15 protein-coding genes are annotated in these 18,227 nt (G+C 70.3%); all 15 read right to left on the bottom strand.

All coding sequences use genetic code 11. From position 1 onward, the window contains the following. Window positions 1-127: 127 nt before the first annotated feature. Entirely contained in the window at window positions 128-3,622 is a 3,495-nt protein-coding gene (gene dnaE, locus ABD264_RS00480) for a DNA polymerase III subunit alpha (protein WP_244944823.1), read from the bottom strand. Between the two features lie 109 nt (window positions 3,623-3,731). After that, on the bottom strand, window positions 3,732-4,709 hold the full coding sequence (locus ABD264_RS00475) for an RluA family pseudouridine synthase (RefSeq protein WP_186366721.1): 978 nt from the start codon (window positions 4,707-4,709) through the stop codon (window positions 3,732-3,734). Continuing rightward, entirely contained in the window at window positions 4,699-5,232 is a 534-nt protein-coding gene (lspA, locus tag ABD264_RS00470; RefSeq protein ID WP_055085757.1) for a signal peptidase II, read from the bottom strand. Before lspA ends, ABD264_RS00475 begins: the two co-directional genes overlap by 11 nt. Before the next feature lie 7 nt (window positions 5,233-5,239). Then, complete coding sequence (locus ABD264_RS00465; RefSeq protein WP_303105563.1) at window positions 5,240-6,007, bottom strand: DivIVA domain-containing protein; 768 nt, start codon at window positions 6,005-6,007, stop codon at window positions 5,240-5,242. A gap of 159 nt (window positions 6,008-6,166) precedes the next feature. After that, on the bottom strand, window positions 6,167-6,463 hold the full coding sequence (locus tag ABD264_RS00460) for a YggT family protein (RefSeq protein WP_144942787.1): 297 nt from the start codon (window positions 6,461-6,463) through the stop codon (window positions 6,167-6,169). Window positions 6,464-6,467: 4 nt separating this feature from the next. Next, on the bottom strand, window positions 6,468-6,992 hold the full coding sequence (locus ABD264_RS00455) for a cell division protein SepF (protein ID WP_303105565.1): 525 nt from the start codon (window positions 6,990-6,992) through the stop codon (window positions 6,468-6,470). Between the two features lie 63 nt (window positions 6,993-7,055). After that, on the bottom strand, window positions 7,056-7,880 hold the full coding sequence (locus tag ABD264_RS00450) for a YggS family pyridoxal phosphate enzyme (protein ID WP_303105567.1): 825 nt from the start codon (window positions 7,878-7,880) through the stop codon (window positions 7,056-7,058). Continuing rightward, window positions 7,873-8,610 (bottom strand): purine nucleoside phosphorylase YfiH/LACC1 family protein, encoded by a 738-nt coding sequence (locus ABD264_RS00445; protein WP_303105569.1) that lies wholly within the window; start codon window positions 8,608-8,610, stop codon window positions 7,873-7,875. Before ABD264_RS00445 ends, ABD264_RS00450 begins: the two co-directional genes overlap by 8 nt. A gap of 278 nt (window positions 8,611-8,888) precedes the next feature. Continuing rightward, on the bottom strand, window positions 8,889-10,133 hold the full coding sequence (ftsZ, locus tag ABD264_RS00440) for a cell division protein FtsZ (protein ID WP_303105571.1): 1,245 nt from the start codon (window positions 10,131-10,133) through the stop codon (window positions 8,889-8,891). A 241-nt stretch (window positions 10,134-10,374) separates the two neighbouring features. Next, window positions 10,375-11,502 carry a cell division protein FtsQ/DivIB gene (locus ABD264_RS00435; RefSeq protein WP_290499088.1) on the bottom strand — a complete coding sequence of 376 codons (1,128 nt, stop codon included), beginning with the start codon at window positions 11,500-11,502 and terminating at the stop codon, window positions 10,375-10,377. Further along, the gene (gene murC, locus ABD264_RS00430) at window positions 11,502-12,908 is read right to left on the bottom strand and encodes a UDP-N-acetylmuramate--L-alanine ligase (protein ID WP_344203483.1); all 1,407 of its coding nucleotides are present in this window, start codon (window positions 12,906-12,908) and stop codon (window positions 11,502-11,504) included. The genes ABD264_RS00435 and murC overlap by 1 nt, the downstream gene beginning before the upstream one ends. A 35-nt stretch (window positions 12,909-12,943) precedes the next feature. Next, window positions 12,944-14,077 carry an undecaprenyldiphospho-muramoylpentapeptide beta-N-acetylglucosaminyltransferase gene (gene murG, locus ABD264_RS00425; RefSeq protein WP_344203480.1) on the bottom strand — a complete coding sequence of 378 codons (1,134 nt, stop codon included), beginning with the start codon at window positions 14,075-14,077 and terminating at the stop codon, window positions 12,944-12,946. Beyond that, complete coding sequence (gene ftsW / locus ABD264_RS00420; RefSeq protein ID WP_344203477.1) at window positions 14,074-15,435, bottom strand: putative lipid II flippase FtsW; 1,362 nt, start codon at window positions 15,433-15,435, stop codon at window positions 14,074-14,076. Before ftsW ends, murG begins: the two co-directional genes overlap by 4 nt. Beyond that, window positions 15,432-16,994, bottom strand: a complete 1,563-nt coding sequence (gene murD / locus ABD264_RS00415) for a UDP-N-acetylmuramoyl-L-alanine--D-glutamate ligase (protein WP_344203474.1) — start codon at window positions 16,992-16,994, stop codon at window positions 15,432-15,434. The genes ftsW and murD overlap by 4 nt, the downstream gene beginning before the upstream one ends. Window positions 16,995-17,092: 98 nt before the next feature. After that, window positions 17,093-18,226 carry a phospho-N-acetylmuramoyl-pentapeptide-transferase gene (gene mraY / locus ABD264_RS00410; protein ID WP_144942778.1) on the bottom strand — a complete coding sequence of 378 codons (1,134 nt, stop codon included), beginning with the start codon at window positions 18,224-18,226 and terminating at the stop codon, window positions 17,093-17,095. Between the last annotated feature and the right edge of the window lies 1 nt (window position 18,227).

Genomic DNA, 18,227 nt, shown 5'->3' with positions numbered 1-18,227 from the left:
CGGAGGAGGCCTCGGCACTGCCCGGCGCGGAGCGCCGTCGCGGGCGGATCAGGCAACCGACCGGTCCGCCGCCGCGGTGATGCGGGCACCGCTGCGGCCGCACGCGGCGCGCACGGCGCGGCGCGGCTCACGCCTCCAGGCAGGCCGGGCCCAGCAGCACCTTGAGGTCCCCGAACAGCGCGGGCGACGGGTTCACCCGGTACTCGGGTCCGAGCCTCATGACCTGGGTGCTGCGGCGCGTGTCCAGGTGGATGCGCACCTCCGAGTCCCCCTTGTGGTTGCGCAGCACCTCGCCGATCCGGCGAATCGTGGCCTCCGTGGCCCGGTGCTCCGGCAGCGCCACGCACACCGGCCCGGAGGAGCCGTCCACGCTGAGCTCCGGCACCGTGAGCTCCTGCGCGGAGATCGAGACGGAGCCGTCGTCTCGGCGCTGCATCCGTCCCTTGATGACACAGATCAGGTCCTCGGTCAGCACCCCGGCGATCGGCGCGTAGGCCTTGCCGAAGAACATCACCTCGATGGAGCCCGAGCGGTCCTCCAGCTCCACGCGTGCATAGGCATTGCCGGAGGTCTTCGCGATCCGCCGCGAGAGCGAGGTGATCATGCCCCCGATGGTGACCACGGCCCCGTCGGGCCGGGTGTTCTCCTCCGTGAGCAGCGGGGCGATGGCCGTGTCCGTGTACTGGCCCAGGGCGTCGTCGAGACCGCGCAGCGGGTGGTCCGAGACGTAGAGACCCAGCATCTCGCGCTCGAAGGCCAGCAGGTCCTTGCGCTCCCACTCGGGGACGTCCGGGACCTCCACGGAGAAGGTCTCCTGCTCCGTGTCCTGCGAACCGCTCATCGAGAAGATGTCGAAGGTGAACTCGCCGTTGTCCTCTTTTTTCTTCTGCGCGACCACGTCCTCCACGGCCTGCTCGTGGCACATCACCAGGCTGCGGCGGGTGTGGCCGAGCTGGTCGAACGCACCGGCCTTGACCATGGACTCGATGGTGCGCTTGTTGCACACCACGGCCGGGACCTTCGCCAGGAAGTCGTTGAAGGAGGTGAACTTGCCCTCCTCGTTGCGTGCACCCACCATGGCCTGGACCACGTTGGCGCCCACATTGCGCACCGCACCCATGCCAAAGCGGATGTCAGTGCCCACAGGGGTGAAGTTCAACTCGGACTCGTTCACGTCCGGCGGCAGCACGGTGATGCCCATGTGGCGGCACTCCGTGAGGTACATGGCGAGCTTGTCCTTGTCGTCGCCCACCGAGGTCAGCAGGGCCGCCATGTACTCGGCCGGGTAGTGTGCCTTGAGGTAGGCGGTCCAGTAGGAGACCAGCCCGTAGGCCGCCGAGTGCGCCTTGTTGAACGCGTAGTCCGAGAAGGGCAGCAGGATATCCCACAGGGCCTTGATCGCGTCCTCGGAGTACCCGCGGTCGATCATCCCCTGGTGGAAGCCCTGGTACTGCTTGTCCAGCTCCGCCTTCTTCTTCTTGCCCATCGCGCGGCGCAGAATGTCCGCCTGGCCCAGGGAGTAGCCGGCCACCTTCTGGGCGATCGCCATCACCTGCTCCTGGTAGACGATCAGACCGTAGGTGGTGCCCAGGATCTCCGAGAGCGGCTCGGCGAGCTCCGGGTGGATGGGCGTGATCTCCTGCGCGCCGTTCTTGCGCAGCGCGTAGTTCGTGTGCGAGTTCGCGCCCATGGGCCCCGGCCGGTACAGGGCGATGGTCGCAGAGATGTCCTCGAAGTTGTCCGGGCGCATCAGCTTGAGCAGCTGGCGCATGGGCCCGCCGTCCAGCTGGAACACGCCCAGGGTGTCCCCGCGCGCGAGCAGGTCGTAGGACCCGGCGTCGTCGATCGGCAGGTGCTCCAGGTCCAGCACGAACCCGTCCCGGTTGAGCGTGATGTTCTCGAGGGCGTCCGAGATGATCGTGAGGTTGCGCAGCCCCAGGAAGTCCATCTTGATCAGCCCCAGGCCCTCGCACGTGGGGTAGTCGAACTGCGTGATGACCTGCCCGTCCTGCTCGCGGCGCATCAGCGGGATGATGTCGATCAGCGGATCCGAGGACATGATCACGCCGGCCGCGTGCACACCCCACTGCCGCTTGAGCCCCTCCAGGCCCTGGGCGGTCTCGAAGACCTTCATGGACTCGGGGTCGTCCGCGAGGATCTCGCGCAGCTCCCCGGCCTCGTCGTAGCGCTTGGCATCCTCGTCGTAGACGTCCTGCAGGGAGATGCCCTTGCCCATCACGTCCGGCGGCATGGCCTTAGTGAGCCGCTCCCCCATGGAGAACGGGTAGCCCAGAACGCGTGAGGAGTCCTTCAGCGCCTGCTTGGCCTTGATGGTGCCGTAGGTGACGATCATGGCCACGCGCTCGTCGCCGTACTTCTCGGTGACGTAGTGGATCACCTCAGAGCGTCGGCGGTCGTCGAAGTCGACGTCGAAGTCCGGCATGGACACGCGGTCCGGGTTCAGGAAGCGCTCGAAGATCAGCCCGTGCGCCAAGGGGTTCAGCTCGGTGATGCGCATGGCGTACGCAACCATGGAACCGGCACCGGAGCCACGCCCCGGACCCACGCGGATCCCGTTGTCCTTGGACCAGTTGATGAAGTCCGCGACCACCAGGAAGTAACCCGGGAAGCCCATCTGGATGATGATCTTCTTCTCGTACTCCGCCTGCTCGCGGACGTCATCCGGGATGCCGGCCGGGAAGCGGTAGTGCAGCCCCTTCTCGACCTCCTTGATGAACCATGAGGTCTCGTCCTCGCCCTCCGGCGTGGGGAAGCGCGGCATGTAGTTGGCGGACGTGTCGAAGTCCACCTCGCAGCGCTCCGCGATCTCCAGCGTGTTGTCGCACGCCTCCGGGAAGTCCCGGAACACCTCGCGCATCTGTTCCGGGGACTTGAGGTAGAACTCGTCCGCGTCGAACTTGAAGCGCTTTGGGTCCTGCAGGGTGGAACCGGACTGCACGCACAGCAGCGCCGCGTGGGACTTGGCGTCCTCCGCGTGCGTGTAGTGCAGGTCGTTGGTGGCCACCAGGGGAAGGTTCAGTTCCTTGGCCAGGCGCAGCAGGTCCCCCGTGACCCGCTTCTCGATGCCCAGCCCGTGGTCCATGAGCTCGCAGTAGAAGTTCTCGGCGCCGAAGATGTCCCGGAAATCGGCAGCGGCCTTGACCGCCTCGTCGTACTGGCCCAGCCGCAGCCGGGTCTGCACCTCCCCGGAGGGGCAGCCGGTGGTGGCGATCAGCCCCTTGCCGTACTGGTTGAGCAGCTCCCGGTCCATGCGCGGCTTGTAGAGCTGGCCCTCCAGGGACGCTTTGGTGGAGGCGCGGAAGAGGTTCTGCATGCCCTCGCTGGACTGCGCGAGCAGGGTCATGTGCGTGTAGGCACCGGCACCGGAGACGTCGTCGCGCCCGCCGTCCGCGAACTTCACGCGCGTGCGGTCCTGCCGGGCGGTGCCCGGGGTCAGGTATGCCTCGACGCCGACAATCGGCTTGATGCCGGCCGCACGGGCCTTGTTCCAGAAGTCGAAGGCACCGAAGACGAACCCGTGGTCCGTGGTGGCCAGGGAGTCCATCCCCAGCCGGTGGCACTCCTCGAAGAGGTCGTTCAGGCGCGCGGCACCGTCCAGCATGGAGTACTCGGTGTGCACGTGGAGATGGGTGAAGCCTTTTTTGCCGGTCGCCGAAGTCACGGGACAAGTCTAGGCGGCGGCTCCGACACCCAGGACACGCCTACTCGCCTCAGAGCTGCGGGCCGCCCTCCCGCAGGGTCTCCACGGCGTACGCGAGGTCCGTGGGATAGGGGCTCTCGTACTCCACGTACTCCCCCGTGACAGGGCTCGTGAACCCCAGCCGCTTGGCGTGCAGCCACTGCCGCGTGAGCCCCAGGCCCGCAGACAGGGCAGGGTCCGCCCCGTAGGTGAGATCACCGCAGCACGGGTGCTGCAGCGCGCTGAAGTGCACGCGGATCTGGTGGGTGCGCCCCGTCTCCAGGTGCACCTCCACGAGCGAGGCCCGCCCGAACGCCTCGAGCACCTCGTAGTGGGTCACGGAACGGCGCCCGTCCGAGAGCACCGCGAAGCGCCACTCGTGGCCGGGGTGCCGCCCGATGGGCGCGTCGATCGTTCCCTTCAGCGGGTCCGGGATGCCCTGGACCACGGCGTGGTAGACCTTGGTCACCGTGCGCTCCTTGAACGCGCGTTTGAGCTGCGTGTACGCGGTTTCCTCCCGCGCAACGACCATCAGCCCGGAGGTTCCCACGTCCAGCCGGTGCACGACGCCCTGACGCTCGGGGGCGCCGGAGGTTGCCACGGACACCCCGGCACCGGCCAGGGCGCCCACCACCGTGGGCCCTTTCCACCCGGGCGAGGGGTGCGCGGCCACTCCGGCGGGCTTGTCGACCACCACGTAGCTCGGGTTGACCTCCACGAGGCGCAGGTCCGGCACGTGCTGCGGCGCAATGCGCTCGGGGTCCTCGGGCACGGGGACCTCCACGGTGTAGGTCTCGGACGCCGCCACCCGGTGAGACTTGGCCACGGGCCGCCCGCGGTGGGAGACCCGCTCCTGCTCGCACAGCTGCGCCGCGGCGGAGCGTGACAGGCCCGTCCAGGCGGCCACGGCGGCGTCGAGCCGGGTACCCTCCAGCTCGGGGGACGCCGTGAACCGCTCGCTCTCGTACTCCGGCTCGGAGCCGGTGGGGCGGGTGCGCTCAGCGCTCACGAGCCACCCCCGAGTCCCGGTTGAGCAGGATCAGCAGCAGCACCAGGCCGATGCCCACCACCACGCCGCAGTCGGCCACGTTGAAGATCGCGAAATGGGGCACCGCGATGAAGTCCACCACGTGCCCGCGCCCGAACCCCGGTTCCCGGAACAGGCGGTCGGTCAGGTTCCCGAGCGCGCCGCCCAGCACCAGCCCCAGGGCGAGGGCCCACAGGGGGTCGCGGACCCGGCGCAGGTGCCACAGGATCGCCACGACCACGGCGGCCATCACGAGCGTGAAGACCCAGGTGGCACCGGAGCCCAGCGAGAACGCCCCGCCGCTGTTGCGGATGTGCTGCCACCACAGCAGGCCCGGGACCACCGGGTACTCGCGGCCGAGCACGAGGTTGTCCACGACCCACAGCTTGCTTGCCTGGTCCCCCGCGTAGAGCAGCGCGGCCACCACCAGGGACACCACGACGCAGCGGCGGCCCGCCCGGGTGGGGACGGGTGCCGCCGCTGCGTGGGTGGAGCTATCGCTCACAGGCGTCCTACTTGGTGCCGGGGCGCTTGCCCGCGGTGGAGACCGACTGGGCCGGCTCCAGGGACCCGGTGTTGTCGAGGTCCCGCAGCTGGCCGTTGAGGAAGGTCTTGAGGTTGCTGCGGTAGTCCTTCTCGAACGAGCGCAGCTTTGCCACGTTGGACTCGAGGTCCACCTTCTCGCGCTCGAGCGAGGACAGCGTCTCCTCCTTGATGCGCTTGCCCTCGGAGACGAGCTGGTCCGCCTGGACTCGGCCCTCGGTGATGAGGCGCTCGCGTTCCTGCTTACCCTGCGTCACGTAGTCGTCGTGCAGCTTCTGGGCCATCGCCAGCACGGCGGCGGCGGACTGCGCGGACTCCCCGGTCGCGGCACCCGTCTGGGCGCCGGTGGCGGTCTGGGCCGACGACGTCGTGCCCGCGGTCTCCGCTGCGGCGGTGTCCGTGGTGCGGTGCTCGCTCGCCGCGGCGACCGGGGTCGTCTCGGCGGGCGCGGCCTGGGTCGCGTTCGCCGAGGTGGCGTCCCCGGCGTGCGAGCCGGAGCCGGTCGAGGCGGACGTGGTGGTGGTCTCCGAGACGCTCTCGGAGGTGGCCGCGGACTCGTCCGGGGTGCCGCCGAGGGTTTCCACCTGCTTGCGCAGGTTCTCGTTCTCCTGCGTCAGGCGGCGCAGCTCGACGACCACCTCGTCCAGGAAGTCATCCACCTCGTCCTGGTCGTAGCCCTCACGGAACTTGGTGGGCTGGAACCGCTTGTTGATGACGTCTTCGGGTGTCAGAGCCATGGATCTTCTCACTCCTCGTGTTGTACGGAAAATACCGCTGGATCCTGCCGCGCGCACTGGCGCGCTGAAGACCCGCGGAGGGATTCTGCTCCACAATAGCGCTCAGCGGGCGCCCGCTCCTCGCGGGCGAGCGCCGCCGCAGGTCAGCGGGCCCGGCGCTCAGAGCCGGAACAGGATGTTGCCCAGCACCGACTGCAGGATGCTGATGGCGAAGACCAGGATCAGGAACCCCAGGTCCAGCGCCACCCCTCCGAAGCGCAGCGGCGGGACCAGCCGGCGCAGCGCATTCATGGGCGGGTCGGTCACCGAATAGACCGTGGACGCCACCACCAGGGCCAGGCCCTTGGGACGCCAGCTGCGCGCGAACATCTGCACCCAGTCCAGGACCAGGCGTCCCAGCAGGGCGATGTAGAGCACGTGGACCACCAGGTAGACGATCGACAGCACCAGGCTCATGCTCTCAGCCCTCGACCTGCTCGTGGGCCGTAGCGTTCTCGTCGATCTCGTCCGTGTGGCCCTGGTCCCGGACCTCCACGAAGGACGGGGTCAGCAGGAACACCTTGGCGGTGACGCGCTCGATGGATCCGTGCAGGGCGAAAACCAGGCCCGCCGCGAAGTCCACCAGCCGCTTGGCCTCGGCCTCGCCCATGTCCGAGACGTTCATGATCACGGGGGTCCCGTCCCGGAATGCCTCACCGATGGACTTGGCGTCGTTGTACGACCGGGGGTGCACGGTGGTGATGGTGCGCAATTCGTTGTCGTCCTCTCGGGAACTGGGAGCCCGTTTGATGGGGGTCACGGGGGCTCGGTACTCGGGGCTCCGGCGGCTGACCGCCGTGCTGCCGGCGTCGTTCGCCGCAGGAGCGGGCCCGTTCGAGACCGTGTGGGGGATGTCCCGGGGGCGGGGGGTGTCTGCGGAGATGTACTCGTCGTCGCTCTCGGCCAGCCCGAGATACACCATGGTGCGACGCAGCGCTCCGGCCATATTCTCTCCTCAATCACTGAACGGGCCGAGTGGGATCGGCCCGCGTATCGTCAGTCCTTTACGCTACCGCACGGCGGGCCGGGGCCCGAGAACATCCGATCCGATGCGCACGTGCGTGGCCCCCGCGGCCACGGCGGCCTCGAGGTCACCGCTCATCCCGGCCGAGACGGCGCGGGCCTCCGGGTGCTCCAGGAGCAGTTCCTGCGAAATTCCCCACAGTCGGTCGAAGGCCTCACGGGGATCGGCGTCGCGGGGTGCCACAGCCATCACACCGCCCAGCCGCAGCCCGTCCGTCTCTGCGACCCTGCGCGCGAGCTGCGGCACGGCCCGCGGGTGTGCACCGCCCCGGGAACTCTCCGGAGTGGCCTCAGGATCCAGGTCCACCTGCAGCAGGCACGTGAGGTCCTCGGTGGCGCACGGTCCCGGCTCGGCATCCCCGGCGACCACCGCCTCCCGGTGGTTGCGCACCGCCCTGCCGAGCGCCGTCACCAGCGAGGTACGGTCCACCGAGTGCACCCACGCGGCGTAGCACACCACGTGTTTGGCCTTGTTCGACTGAAGCTGACCCACGAAGTGCCACACGGGCGGGGACACGGGAGGCTCACGCTCGGCCAGTGCGGCCGCCACCTCGGCGGCCTTGGGTCCGGCCTCCTGGTCCCGGTTCTCCCCCACCGCGCGCACCCCCAGCTCGCGCAGTCGCAGGACGTCCTGCGCGGGGAAGAACTTGGTCACCACCACGAGCGAGGGCAGCTCGCCCCCGTGGGAGCGGTCCTCCTCGCGCTGGGCGGACGCGTCCAGAATCCGCCGACGCACGGCCGAGAGCCGCTGCGCGAGCTCCGCCGTGCGTCCGGCGTCCTGCGGGTCCACTCCGTCACCGATCTCACGCATCACGCCCACTTTCCTCGCTGACCCACACGAGGCCGGCGAGCCGGCCCCGGGTCTTGTCCCTGCGGTACGAGTACAACTCATCGTGCTCCAGCGTGCACCACGCGGCGCGGTCCGCGGTCTCCTCCCGGACCCGCACCCCGTGGTCCTCCAGGATCGAGCGCGCGGCACCCGGCAGGTCGAGACCGTCCGTGCCCCACGACGTCGTCGTCGCGACGCCCGGTAGGGCCTCCTCCGCCTGCTGCGCCATCTCGGTGGGCACCTCATAGCACGCCCCGCACACGGCGGGCCCGATCCAGGCCTCGAGGTCCAGTGCCCCGTGGGCCCGCACGGCCGCCACGGTTTCCTGCAGCACGCCGGCCAGCAGACCCGGGCGCCCGGCGTGGGCCACCGCGAGCACCGGAACGCCGCCCGCCCGTCGACCCACCAACACCACCGGCAGGCAGTCCGCGGTGAGGATCCCCACCGGAGTCCCGTCCGCACTGACCATCGCATCTGCCTCCGGGGCGGCGAGCAGGTCCGTGGCATTGGACGCCGTGCCTGTGACGTCGAGCACCGCGGTTCCGTGCACTTGCCACGCGTAGCGCACCAGCCCCGTTCCCAACTTCTGCTCCACACGACGACGCCGCCGCGCCACCTGCGCCGGCTCGTCACCCGTGTGCGCGGCGAGGTTGCCATCCGAGACGTCAGTGAACGCCACTCCCACGCCGCCGCTGTCCGTGCGGTACCACATGCTGGTCCTCCTCGTTATTCTCTGGGGCCGGACTCCGGGCGCCGCTCGTCGTACCCGATGAACCGGTGCGACGCGCCACCACCGCCCTCACAGCAGGTGGCGCCGCCCGTCCTCAACCTCGTCTGTCCGGCCTGCCCATCCTGGCTGGGCGGATGCCGAAGGGGGTGGCCACCGCAACGGTGGCCACCCCCTTCTGAACGCTCCCGCGCCAGTGCCGATCTCCTCGCACTGTCCCCGAGGGGCGACGGCGTGTCAGCGGGCGCCGGGCGCCCGTCGCCTCACTTCAGGAAGTCGGGGAAGTCCAGCGAGTCCTTGCGGGCGGAGGAGCTCGAGGAGGACGGCGCGTCCGACTCGGCGGGCAGGTCCACGTCAAACCCGGCGTCGTCCGGGACGTCATCGTTCTGGTTCTGGCGCGAGCCGAAACCGCCCGTGGGAGCGGCGTAGGAATTCCCGCCGCGCTGCGGGGAACGGCCCAGGCCCGAGGGACGGGAGGCATCCCCGCCGAAGGTCGCACGCGTGTTCTCCGCCTGGCGCTGAGCCGGGGAGGAGTTGTTCGCGTTGGTCTCCTGGGACACGGAGTCGAAGCCCGCGGCGATCACGGTGACGCGTGCCTGGTCCCCCAGGGCGTCGTCGATCACGGCACCGAAGATGATGTTCGCCTCCGGGTGGGCAACCTCCTGCACCAGACGGGCAGCCTCGTTGATCTCGAACAGACCGAGGTCCGAGCCGCCCTGGATGGACAGCAGCACGCCGTGGGCGCCGTCGATGGACGCCTCGAGCAGCGGGGACGCAATGGCGAGCTCCGCAGCCTTGACCGCCCGGTCCTCGCCCTGCGCCGCGCCGATGCCCATCAGCGCCGAGCCCGCACCCTGCATCACGGACTTGACGTCCGCGAAGTCCAGGTTGATCAGGCCCGGGGTGGTGATGAGGTCCGTGATGCCGGAGACGCCGGAGAGCAGCACCTGGTCCGCGGACTTGAACGCGTCCAGCATGGAGACGTTGCGGTCCGAGATGGAGAGCAGACGGTCGTTGGGGATCACGATGAGCGTGTCCACCTCGTCCCTCAGGGTCTCGATGCCGTTCTCGGCCTGGTTGGAGCGGCGGCGGCCCTCGAACGTGAACGGGCGGGTGACCACACCAATGGTCAGGGCACCCAGCGAGCGGGCGATGCGAGCGACCACGGGAGCGCCGCCGGTGCCGGTGCCACCGCCCTCACCCGCGGTCACGAAGACCATGTCGGCGCCCTTGAGCACCTCCTGGATCTCCTCCTCGTGGTCCTCGGCCGCCTGGCGCCCGACGTCCGGGTTCGCACCGGCGCCGAGGCCGCGGGTCAGCTCACGGCCGACGTCGAGCTTGACGTCCGCGTCCGACATCAGCAGAGCCTGGGCGTCGGTGTTGATGGCGATGAACTCGACGCCGCGCAGGCCTTCCTCGATCATGCGGTTCACGGCGTTGACGCCGCCGCCGCCGATGCCGACCACCTTGATGACGGCCAAGTAGTTCTGGGGGGTTGAGGAGTCCATATGCACCTAACTCGCGTGGGCTTGCGCTATCCGGGGATGATTCGCTGAAAAAGTCTAAAGTCTTGCGTTAAACTCGGGTGAACTGAGGTGCCCGGAGGCACACCATTCCTTTGACGGTAAGGATAACAACCTCGGGGGCGTTCTCCATATCATGCCGGGGCGTGTTACCCGATTACCCCGCAAACCTCCAGGTCACGCAGAGGACTTCTCTTCAAGTCGCTCTTGAGCGTTGAAATTTTGGTCACTTGACGACAGGGTGCAGCGGTGCGGACACGTCGATCTGGGTGGCGTTCGCCGTGGCCTCGGAGTTCACGAGGGCCGCGACCACCTGCGCCTTGAAATCGCTCTGTGAGGCGTCCCCCCACAGCACCTTACGGCCGTCCTTGAAGGTCAGCTCCACGGCCGAGCCCGAGGGTGCGGCGGCGCTCTCGAGCCTCGAGAGGACCTCCGCGGGCAGCGCCGCGAGGACCGCGGAGACGTCCGTGAACTTCTGCGTGCTCAGGACACCGCGCCCGCCGGAGACCAGCGGAACGTCCGGACGCTGGGCCTTCGCCACAGTGGAGAGGGGCTTGCCCTCGGAGTCCACCAGCATCAACGAGTCGCCGTCCTCCACGACGGCCACTCCCACGCGCTCGTGCAGCTGCACGGTGATCGTGTGCGGCGGGTGGAATACCACGTCCACGGACTTCACCTGGGGGACGTCCCCCAGGGAGTCCCTGACGTCCTGCTTCGAGATCCGGGTGAGGGGCACGCCCTGGAATCCGGAGAGTGCTTCCTGCACCGCCTGCGGGTTCGTGAGGGTCGCACCCTCCACGTCGATCGTGCGGGCGGCGAACAGCGGGGAGAAGAAGACCACGAGCGCGAGCAGGGCCAGTGCCGCGAGGGACACGAGCAGCGTGATCAGTCGGCGTCTGCGGCGGCGCCGGTGGGTGCTGGGCGGGAACTGCAGCACCGTGGAGTCGGCGTCCTCACCGGCGGCGTCGCCCGGATCACCGGTCGACCCGGCCGCCTCCTCGGCTCGCGCGGCACGGCGTCGCGCACGCCACGTGGAGAAGCGCCCCCCCGCCGCGGGGGCCGCCTCGAGCTGACCCGTGTCCACGCGGGTGACCTTGCCGCTGTCGTTGACCCGCACCACGGGCGGCTCGTCCGCGACACCGTGGAACTCCTCGCCCGGGCCGACACCCCAGTCCGCATCCCAGTCCGCGTCCCACTCGGGATCGCGCCCGTCCGGGCCCGCAGCGGCCGCCGAGTCCTCCTCGGAGGCGGGCCCGTCGGACCCGGGGTCTGCGGCGTGGAAGTCCTCGGAGTGGGCTTCGCCGGAAGCCCGTCCGCCGAAGGACGGCTGGTGCGGGGGCAGGGAGCGGGCCATCAGCGTCGCGCCAGGGCGGAGAGGATCTCGGGGCCGAGCGCGGTGACGTCGCCGGCACCCACGGTCATGACGACGTCGCCCGGGGCCGCCCGCGCGACCACCGCCGCAATCGCGTCCTCGGCCGCGGGCGTCGAGACCACCGCGGCGCCGTCGGCGAAGCGTGTGATGCTCTCCCCCGTGACGCCGGGCTCCGGCTGCTCGCGGGCCCCGAAGACGTCCAGGACGCACGCGAGGTCCGCGAGCTCCAGCGCACGGCAGAACGGCTCGGCGAACTCGCGCGTGCGGGAGTACAGGTGCGGTTGGAAGACCACGAGCACGCGGTGCTCCCCCGCCACGTCCCGGGCGGCGGTCAGGGCTGCGGCGACCTCCGTGGGGTGGTGCGCGTAGTCGTCGAAGACCCGCACGCCGTCCTGCTCGCCGCGCAGGTCGAAGCGGCGCGCGGAACCGTGGAACCCTGCCAGCCCGCAGAGCAGCCGGACGGGATCTGCGCCGGCGGCGAGTCCCGCCGTGAAGGCGGCGGCGGCATCGGCCACGTTGTGCGCCCCGGGGACCGCAAGACGCAGCTCGGCGGTTCGGCGTTCCCCCGCGGCGGGGAAGTCCAGGCGGCACGAGGAGCCGGTGCCGTGCGGGGTGACCTCCGAGACCACCACGTCCGCCGAGGGGTCAGCCCCGTACGTGAGCACCGGCGCGCCGGATGCACGGCGACGCTCGGCCAGGCGGGCGGCGCCGGGATCGTCCGCGCACGCCACCAGGGTGCCGCCGGTGCGGATGGTGTCCGAGAACTCGTCGAAGGCCTGGTAGAACGCCTCGGCGCTGCCGTAGTGGTCCAGATGGTCCGGCTCGATGTTCGTCACCACCGCCACCGTGGGGTGATAGGCCGTGAACGAGCCGTCCGATTCGTCGGCCTCCGCGACGAACCAGTCGCCCTCGCCGAAACCGGCGTTGGCACCGAGGTCCGCCACGTGCGCGCCGATCGCCCACGAGGGGTCGAGCTCCGCCTCCCGCAGGGCGACCGCGGCCATGGAGCTCGTCGTGGTCTTGCCGTGCGTGCCCGCGACGGCGATCACGTGGCGCCCGTGCATGGCGGCGGCGAGCGCCTCGGAGCGGTGCAGCACGCGGGCACCGGCGGCGCGTGCCGCGGCGAGCTCCGGGTTGCCGTCCTTGATGGCCGTGGAGACCACCACGGTCTCGGCCCCGGCGACGTTCTCGCCCGCCTGGCCGACAAACACGGTGGCGCCCATTGCCTCTAGCTCGCGCAGACCCGCGGAGTCCCTGGCGTCTGAGCCACTCACCTCCACGCCGCGGGCGAGCAGCAGGCGCGCCACGGCGGACATGCCCGCACCGCCCATGCCGATGAAGTGCACGCGGCCCAGGCCGTGGGGGTCGAGGGGTTGCTGGGTGTTCACGGTCGTCTCCTGTGGTGCGTGCGGGGAAGCGGGGGTCAGGCGAGGGCGGTGTCGAGGGTGAGCCGCGCCATCACCTGGGCGGCGTCGCGGACGCCGTGCGCCGCGGAGGCGCGTGTCATCTCGTCCAGGCGGGCGGCGTCGGTCACCAGGGGCGCCACGGTGTCCCGGTAGAAGCGGGGTGTGAATTCGGCGTCGGCCACGAGCTGCGCGCCGCCCGCGGCCACGAGGGAACGGGCGTTCAGCGCCTGCTCCCCGTTGCCGATGGGCAGGGGCACGAACACGGCGGGCAGGCCCACCGCGGCGACCTCGCACACGGTGGCCGCACCCGAGCGCGCGACGAGCAGGTCTGCCGCGGCGTAGACCTTCTCCATCCCGTCCACGTACTCGGTCTGGACGTAGTGCGGGGCGCGCAGCAGCTCACCCTCCGGAGTGCGCAGCTCCTTGCCGCGTCCCGTCACGTGCAGCAGCTGGTAGCCCTGTTCCCCCACCTCGCGGACCACGGCCTCGACGGTGCGGTTCATGGACTGCGCGCCCGAGGAACCCCCCGTGACCACCACGGTGGGCAGGTCCGGTTCCAGGCCGAGGTCGGCGCGGGCTGCGGCTCGCTGCGCCGCGCGGTCCAGCGTGGCAATCTCGCGGCGCATGGGCATGCCCACCACGCGTGCGCCCCGCAGCGGCGTGTCCGGGAAGGCGGTGGCCACGGCGGTAGCGAAGCGCGCGCCCACCCGGTTGGCGATCCCGGGCTTGGCGTTCGCCTCGTGGATGACCACGGGGATGCCCCGACGACGGGCGGCCAGGTACACCGGGGTGCAGACGTAGCCGCCCACACCCACCACCACGGTGGCCTGCCGGGAGTCGAGGATCCGCCCCGCCTGGTGCACCGCGGTGGCCATGTGGCGAGGCAGCCTCAACAGGTCCACGGACGGCTTGCGCGGCAGGGGAACGCGTCCGATCAGCTCGAGGTCGACACCGGCGGCGGGGACCAGCCGGGTCTCCATGCCCGAGGCCGTCCCCACGGCGCACACGCTCGCGTCCTCGCGCTCATCCCGGATCGCGCGCGCAATGGCGAGCAGCGGGCTGATGTGCCCCGCCGTGCCGCCCCCGGCGAGCACCACACGGGCAGATCCCGCGCGCTGCTCCAGTGCTGCGCTCTCCTGCGTGGAAGTCATCGTCGTCCCTTTCCGAAGCGTCCGGTCACGCGCTGCACCCACGAGCCGCGAGCCGCGCCGTCGCCGTCGTCGAGGCCCTGTTCGTGGGCTTCCTGGGCGTCCAGGACCTGGGAGCCGCCCGGGCCCTGGCCGCGGCCCACGCGCACGGTGCGCGGCACCCGGGCGAAGGACATCACCACACCCACGGCGGCCATGGTCATGAGCAGCGCGGAACCACCGTAGCTGATGAACGGCAGGGGGATGCCGATCACCGGGAGCAGGCCCGTGACCATGCCGAGGTTCACGAACGCCTGGCCCACGAGCCACGTGGCGATCCCCGCGGTGGTGATCCGCACGAAGGTGCTGCGGGTGCGGGTGAGGATCCGGGCCATGGCAACCACCATCACGATGAACAGCACCAGGATGATGGTGGTGCCCACGAGGCCGAGCTCCTCCCCGATGATCGAGAAGATGTAGTCGTTGTGGGCCTCGGGGACGTAGTTGTACTTCAGCCGGGACTGCCCCAGGCCCACGCCCCACCAGCCGCCGGTGGCCAGCGCGTTGAGCCCCTGCTGCGCCTGCCAGCACGCGTCCGTGGCACCGCAGTCGCCGAAGAGCCAGCCCTTGATGCGGTCCAGCCGGTGCGGGGCGGTGACCACCAGGAACAGGCCGCCGACTACGGCGAGCGCCGCACCCCCCAGGAAGATCGTGATCGGTGCGCGCACGAACCACAGCGCGGCGGCGTAGATCAGGCAGAACACGATGGCCGTGCCGGCGTCACCTCCCCCGAGCACGAGGACCGTGGGGACGCCGAAGCCGAGCAGGGAGGGCCACAGCGCCTTCTTCCACTCGTGCTCCACCACGTCCCCCTGCTTGGCGAACAGTGCGGCGAGCCACAGGCACAGCGCGAGCTTCGCGAGCTCGGAGGGCTGGAAGGACTGCCCGCCGAGGACCAGCCAGTTCCGGTTTCCGTTGACCTCCTGCCCCAACGGGGAGAAGACCAGCAGCGAGAGCAGCACGCTGAGACCCCACAGGGGCCATGCCGCGGCGCGGTACCAGCGGGCGGGCACCAGCGAGAGCGAGAACATGAGAACGAGTCCGACCAGCCCGAAGACCGCCTGCTTGGCGAACAGGGAGTACGCGGAGCGGCTGTCGGAAATGGACTCCACGGCGGAGGCCGAGAGCACCATCATCACGCCGATGCCGGTCAGCAGGATCACGCACCCGGCCAGGGCGTAGTAGGAGTGGAAGAGCGGGCCGTCCGTGAGGTGGTGCCACAGGGCGCGCAGGCGGGTGGTCAGTGCCGCCCCGGCGGGGCGCGGTGTGCTCTCGGGCGCCTCGCCCTGGGGGGAAGTCGGTGCGGGTGCGCGTGTGCTCATGCCAGTCCTAGTTCCTCGTGGACGCTGCGGGCGAAAGACGTGCCGCGGTCCGCGTAGTCAGTGAACTGGTCCATGGACGCGGCGGCCGGGGCCATCAGCACGGTGTCACCGGGCTCGGTCCGCGCCGCGGCGAGCTGCACCGCGCGGCGCATCACCGCGTGCCCGTCCGAGGGGTCGATCGCGGGCTCCCCGTTGGAGGTGGCCGTGCCACCTGCCAGGCCCGGTGTGGCCGCCAGAACCGGGACCTCCGGGGCGAGCCGGGAGAGCGAGCCCAGCAGCGCGGCGTCGTCGGTGCCGATGACCACGACGGCCTTGAGGCGCTGCGCATTGGCCGCCACGAGCTCGTCGTAGTCCACGCCCTTGGACAGCCCTCCCGCGATCCACACCACCGTGTCGAACGCGGAGAGCGAGGCCTGCGCGGCGTGCGGGTTCGTGGCCTTGGAGTCGTCGATCCAGCGCACGCCCTCCGTCTCAGCCACGAGCTGGATCCGGTGCTCCCCCGGGCGGTAGGCCCGCAACCCGTCCCGCACGGCTCCCGGCTCCACTCCCGTCGCGCGTGCCAGCGCGGCGGCCGCGAGCGCGTTGGCCACCCCGTGACGTGTGGGAAGGTCCCCGGTGTCCGCGACGGAGCCGATCTCCGCGGCGCTCGTGGCACGGTCCGCGACGAACGCCCGGTCCACGAGCAGCTCGTCCACCACCCCGAGCATCGAGAGACCCGGAGTGCCCGTGGTGAAGCCGACCGCGCGGCAGCCCTCGACCACGTCCGCCGCCTCCACCAGCTCCTCCGCGCCCGGCTGGTCCACGTTGTAGATGCACGCCACGCGCGTGTTCTCGTACACGCGGGACTTGTCCGCGCGGTAGTTCTCAAAGCTGCCGTGCCAGTCCACGTGGTCCTCGGCCACGTTGAGCACCGCCGAGGCCAGCGGGGACACCGAGTGCGCCCAGTGCAGCTGGAAGCTCGAGAGCTCCACGGCGAGGACGTCGTACTCCACCGGGTCGCGCAGCGCGTCCAGGATGGGGGTGCCCACGTTGCCCACAGCGATGGCCTTCAGCCCGGCGGACCGCAGGATCGACTCGGTCATCCCCACCGTGGTGGTCTTCCCGTTCGTCCCGGTGACGCACAGCCACTGCGGGGTGCGACGGCCGCGGCGCTCGCTCACGCGCCACGCGAGCTCCACGTCCCCCCAGATCTGGATCCCCTCCTCGCGCGCCGCCGTCAGCAGCGGGTTCGTGGGGCGGATTCCGGGCGAGGTCACCACGAGGTCGGGACGGACCCCGACCACGTCCGGGACGCGGGTCATGGCGTCCGGGCCGAGCACGACGTCGCGCGCGCCCACGATCTTCAGAGTGTCCGCGGCCTGTTGGTTGCGTTCGTTGTCGCCCGAGTCCAGGACCGTGACGAGGGCACCGAGCTCGATGAGCGTGTCCGCGGCGGCGAAGCCGGAGACGCCGATCCCGGCGACCACCACGCGCAGTCCGGACCAGTCGGCGTCCCAGCTGGTGAGCTCGGTGAGCCGCAGGTTGTCCAGGACGGGGTTCTCGTTGCTCGCGTGCATCATGACTGGTCGGTGCCTCTTCTTCCTCTGGTCCGGGTGTCGTTCGTCGGGGGTCCCGGGGTCCCTGGGGAGACCGGGTGCGGGGTGTCGGTCCAGCGCTGTCAGTGCAGCACTTCGGTGCCGGGGAACGCTCCCCCGTTGTGCAGCAGCCAGTCGCCGTAGAACACCCCGAGGGCGGCGGCCACGAAGAGCCCGGCAATGATCCAGAAGCGCACCACGATGGTGACCTCCTGCCAACCCTTGAGCTCGAAATGGTGCTGCAGGGGCGCCATCTTGAAGATCCGTTTGCCGTGGGAGAGCTTGAAGTAACCCACCTGAAGGATCACGGAGAGGGTGATGACCACGAAGAGCCCCGCGATCAGCACCAGCAGCAGCTCAGTGCGGGAGAGCACCGCGAAGGCCGCGAGCGCCCCGCCCAGACCCAGGGAGCCGGTGTCGCCCATGAAGATCTTGGCGGGCGAGGTGTTCCACCACAGGAAACCGATCAGCGCGCCCACAAGGGCGGCGGCCACGATCGAGAGGTCCATGGGGTCGCGGACCTCGTAGCACGCGGCCTGCCCCACGGTGTCGCACAGGTGCCCCGCCTGCCACAGCGAGATGAGCATGTAACCGCTGAACACGAGGATCGAGGCGCCGGTGGCGAGGCCGTCCAGCCCGTCCGTGAGGTTCACGGCGTTGGTGGTGCCGGTGGCGATCAGGTTCACCCAGACCACGAACAGGACCAGGCCCACGAGAGGCCCGGCGAACGCGAGGTCCAGCCCGGTGTCCCGCGTCCAGGAGATCGCCGTGGAGGCGGGGGTGTGTCCGGAGGCGTCCGGGAAGAACAGCACGAGGACCGCGAACGCCGTTCCGATGGCCCCCTGCAGGATCATCTTGCCGGCGGCGGTGAGCCCGAGGTTCTGCTTCTTGGAGATCTTCTTGAAGTCGTCCAAAAAGCCCACGAGTCCCATGCCCAGCATGAGCCCCAGGGCCAGCACCCCGGAGAGGGTGATGCCCCCGTTATCGGGCCAGGCGAGCACACTGATCAGGTGGGTCACGAGGTACGCGGCCACCACCGAGAGCAGGATGGCCACACCGCCCATGGTGGGCGTGCCCCGCTTGGTCTGGTGGGACGTGGGGCCGTCGTCGCGGATGTACTGTCCGTACCCGCGCCGGGCCAGGAGCTTGATGAGGACCGGGGTCCCGAAGATGGAGAACACGAGGCCGAGCCCCGATGCCATGAGAAGTTGGATCATG

Source organism: Kocuria salsicia, from assembly GCF_039532055.1.
Classification (GTDB): domain Bacteria; phylum Actinomycetota; class Actinomycetes; order Actinomycetales; family Micrococcaceae; genus Kocuria; species Kocuria salsicia.
This window is presented reverse-complemented; position numbering and strand designations above follow the sequence as displayed.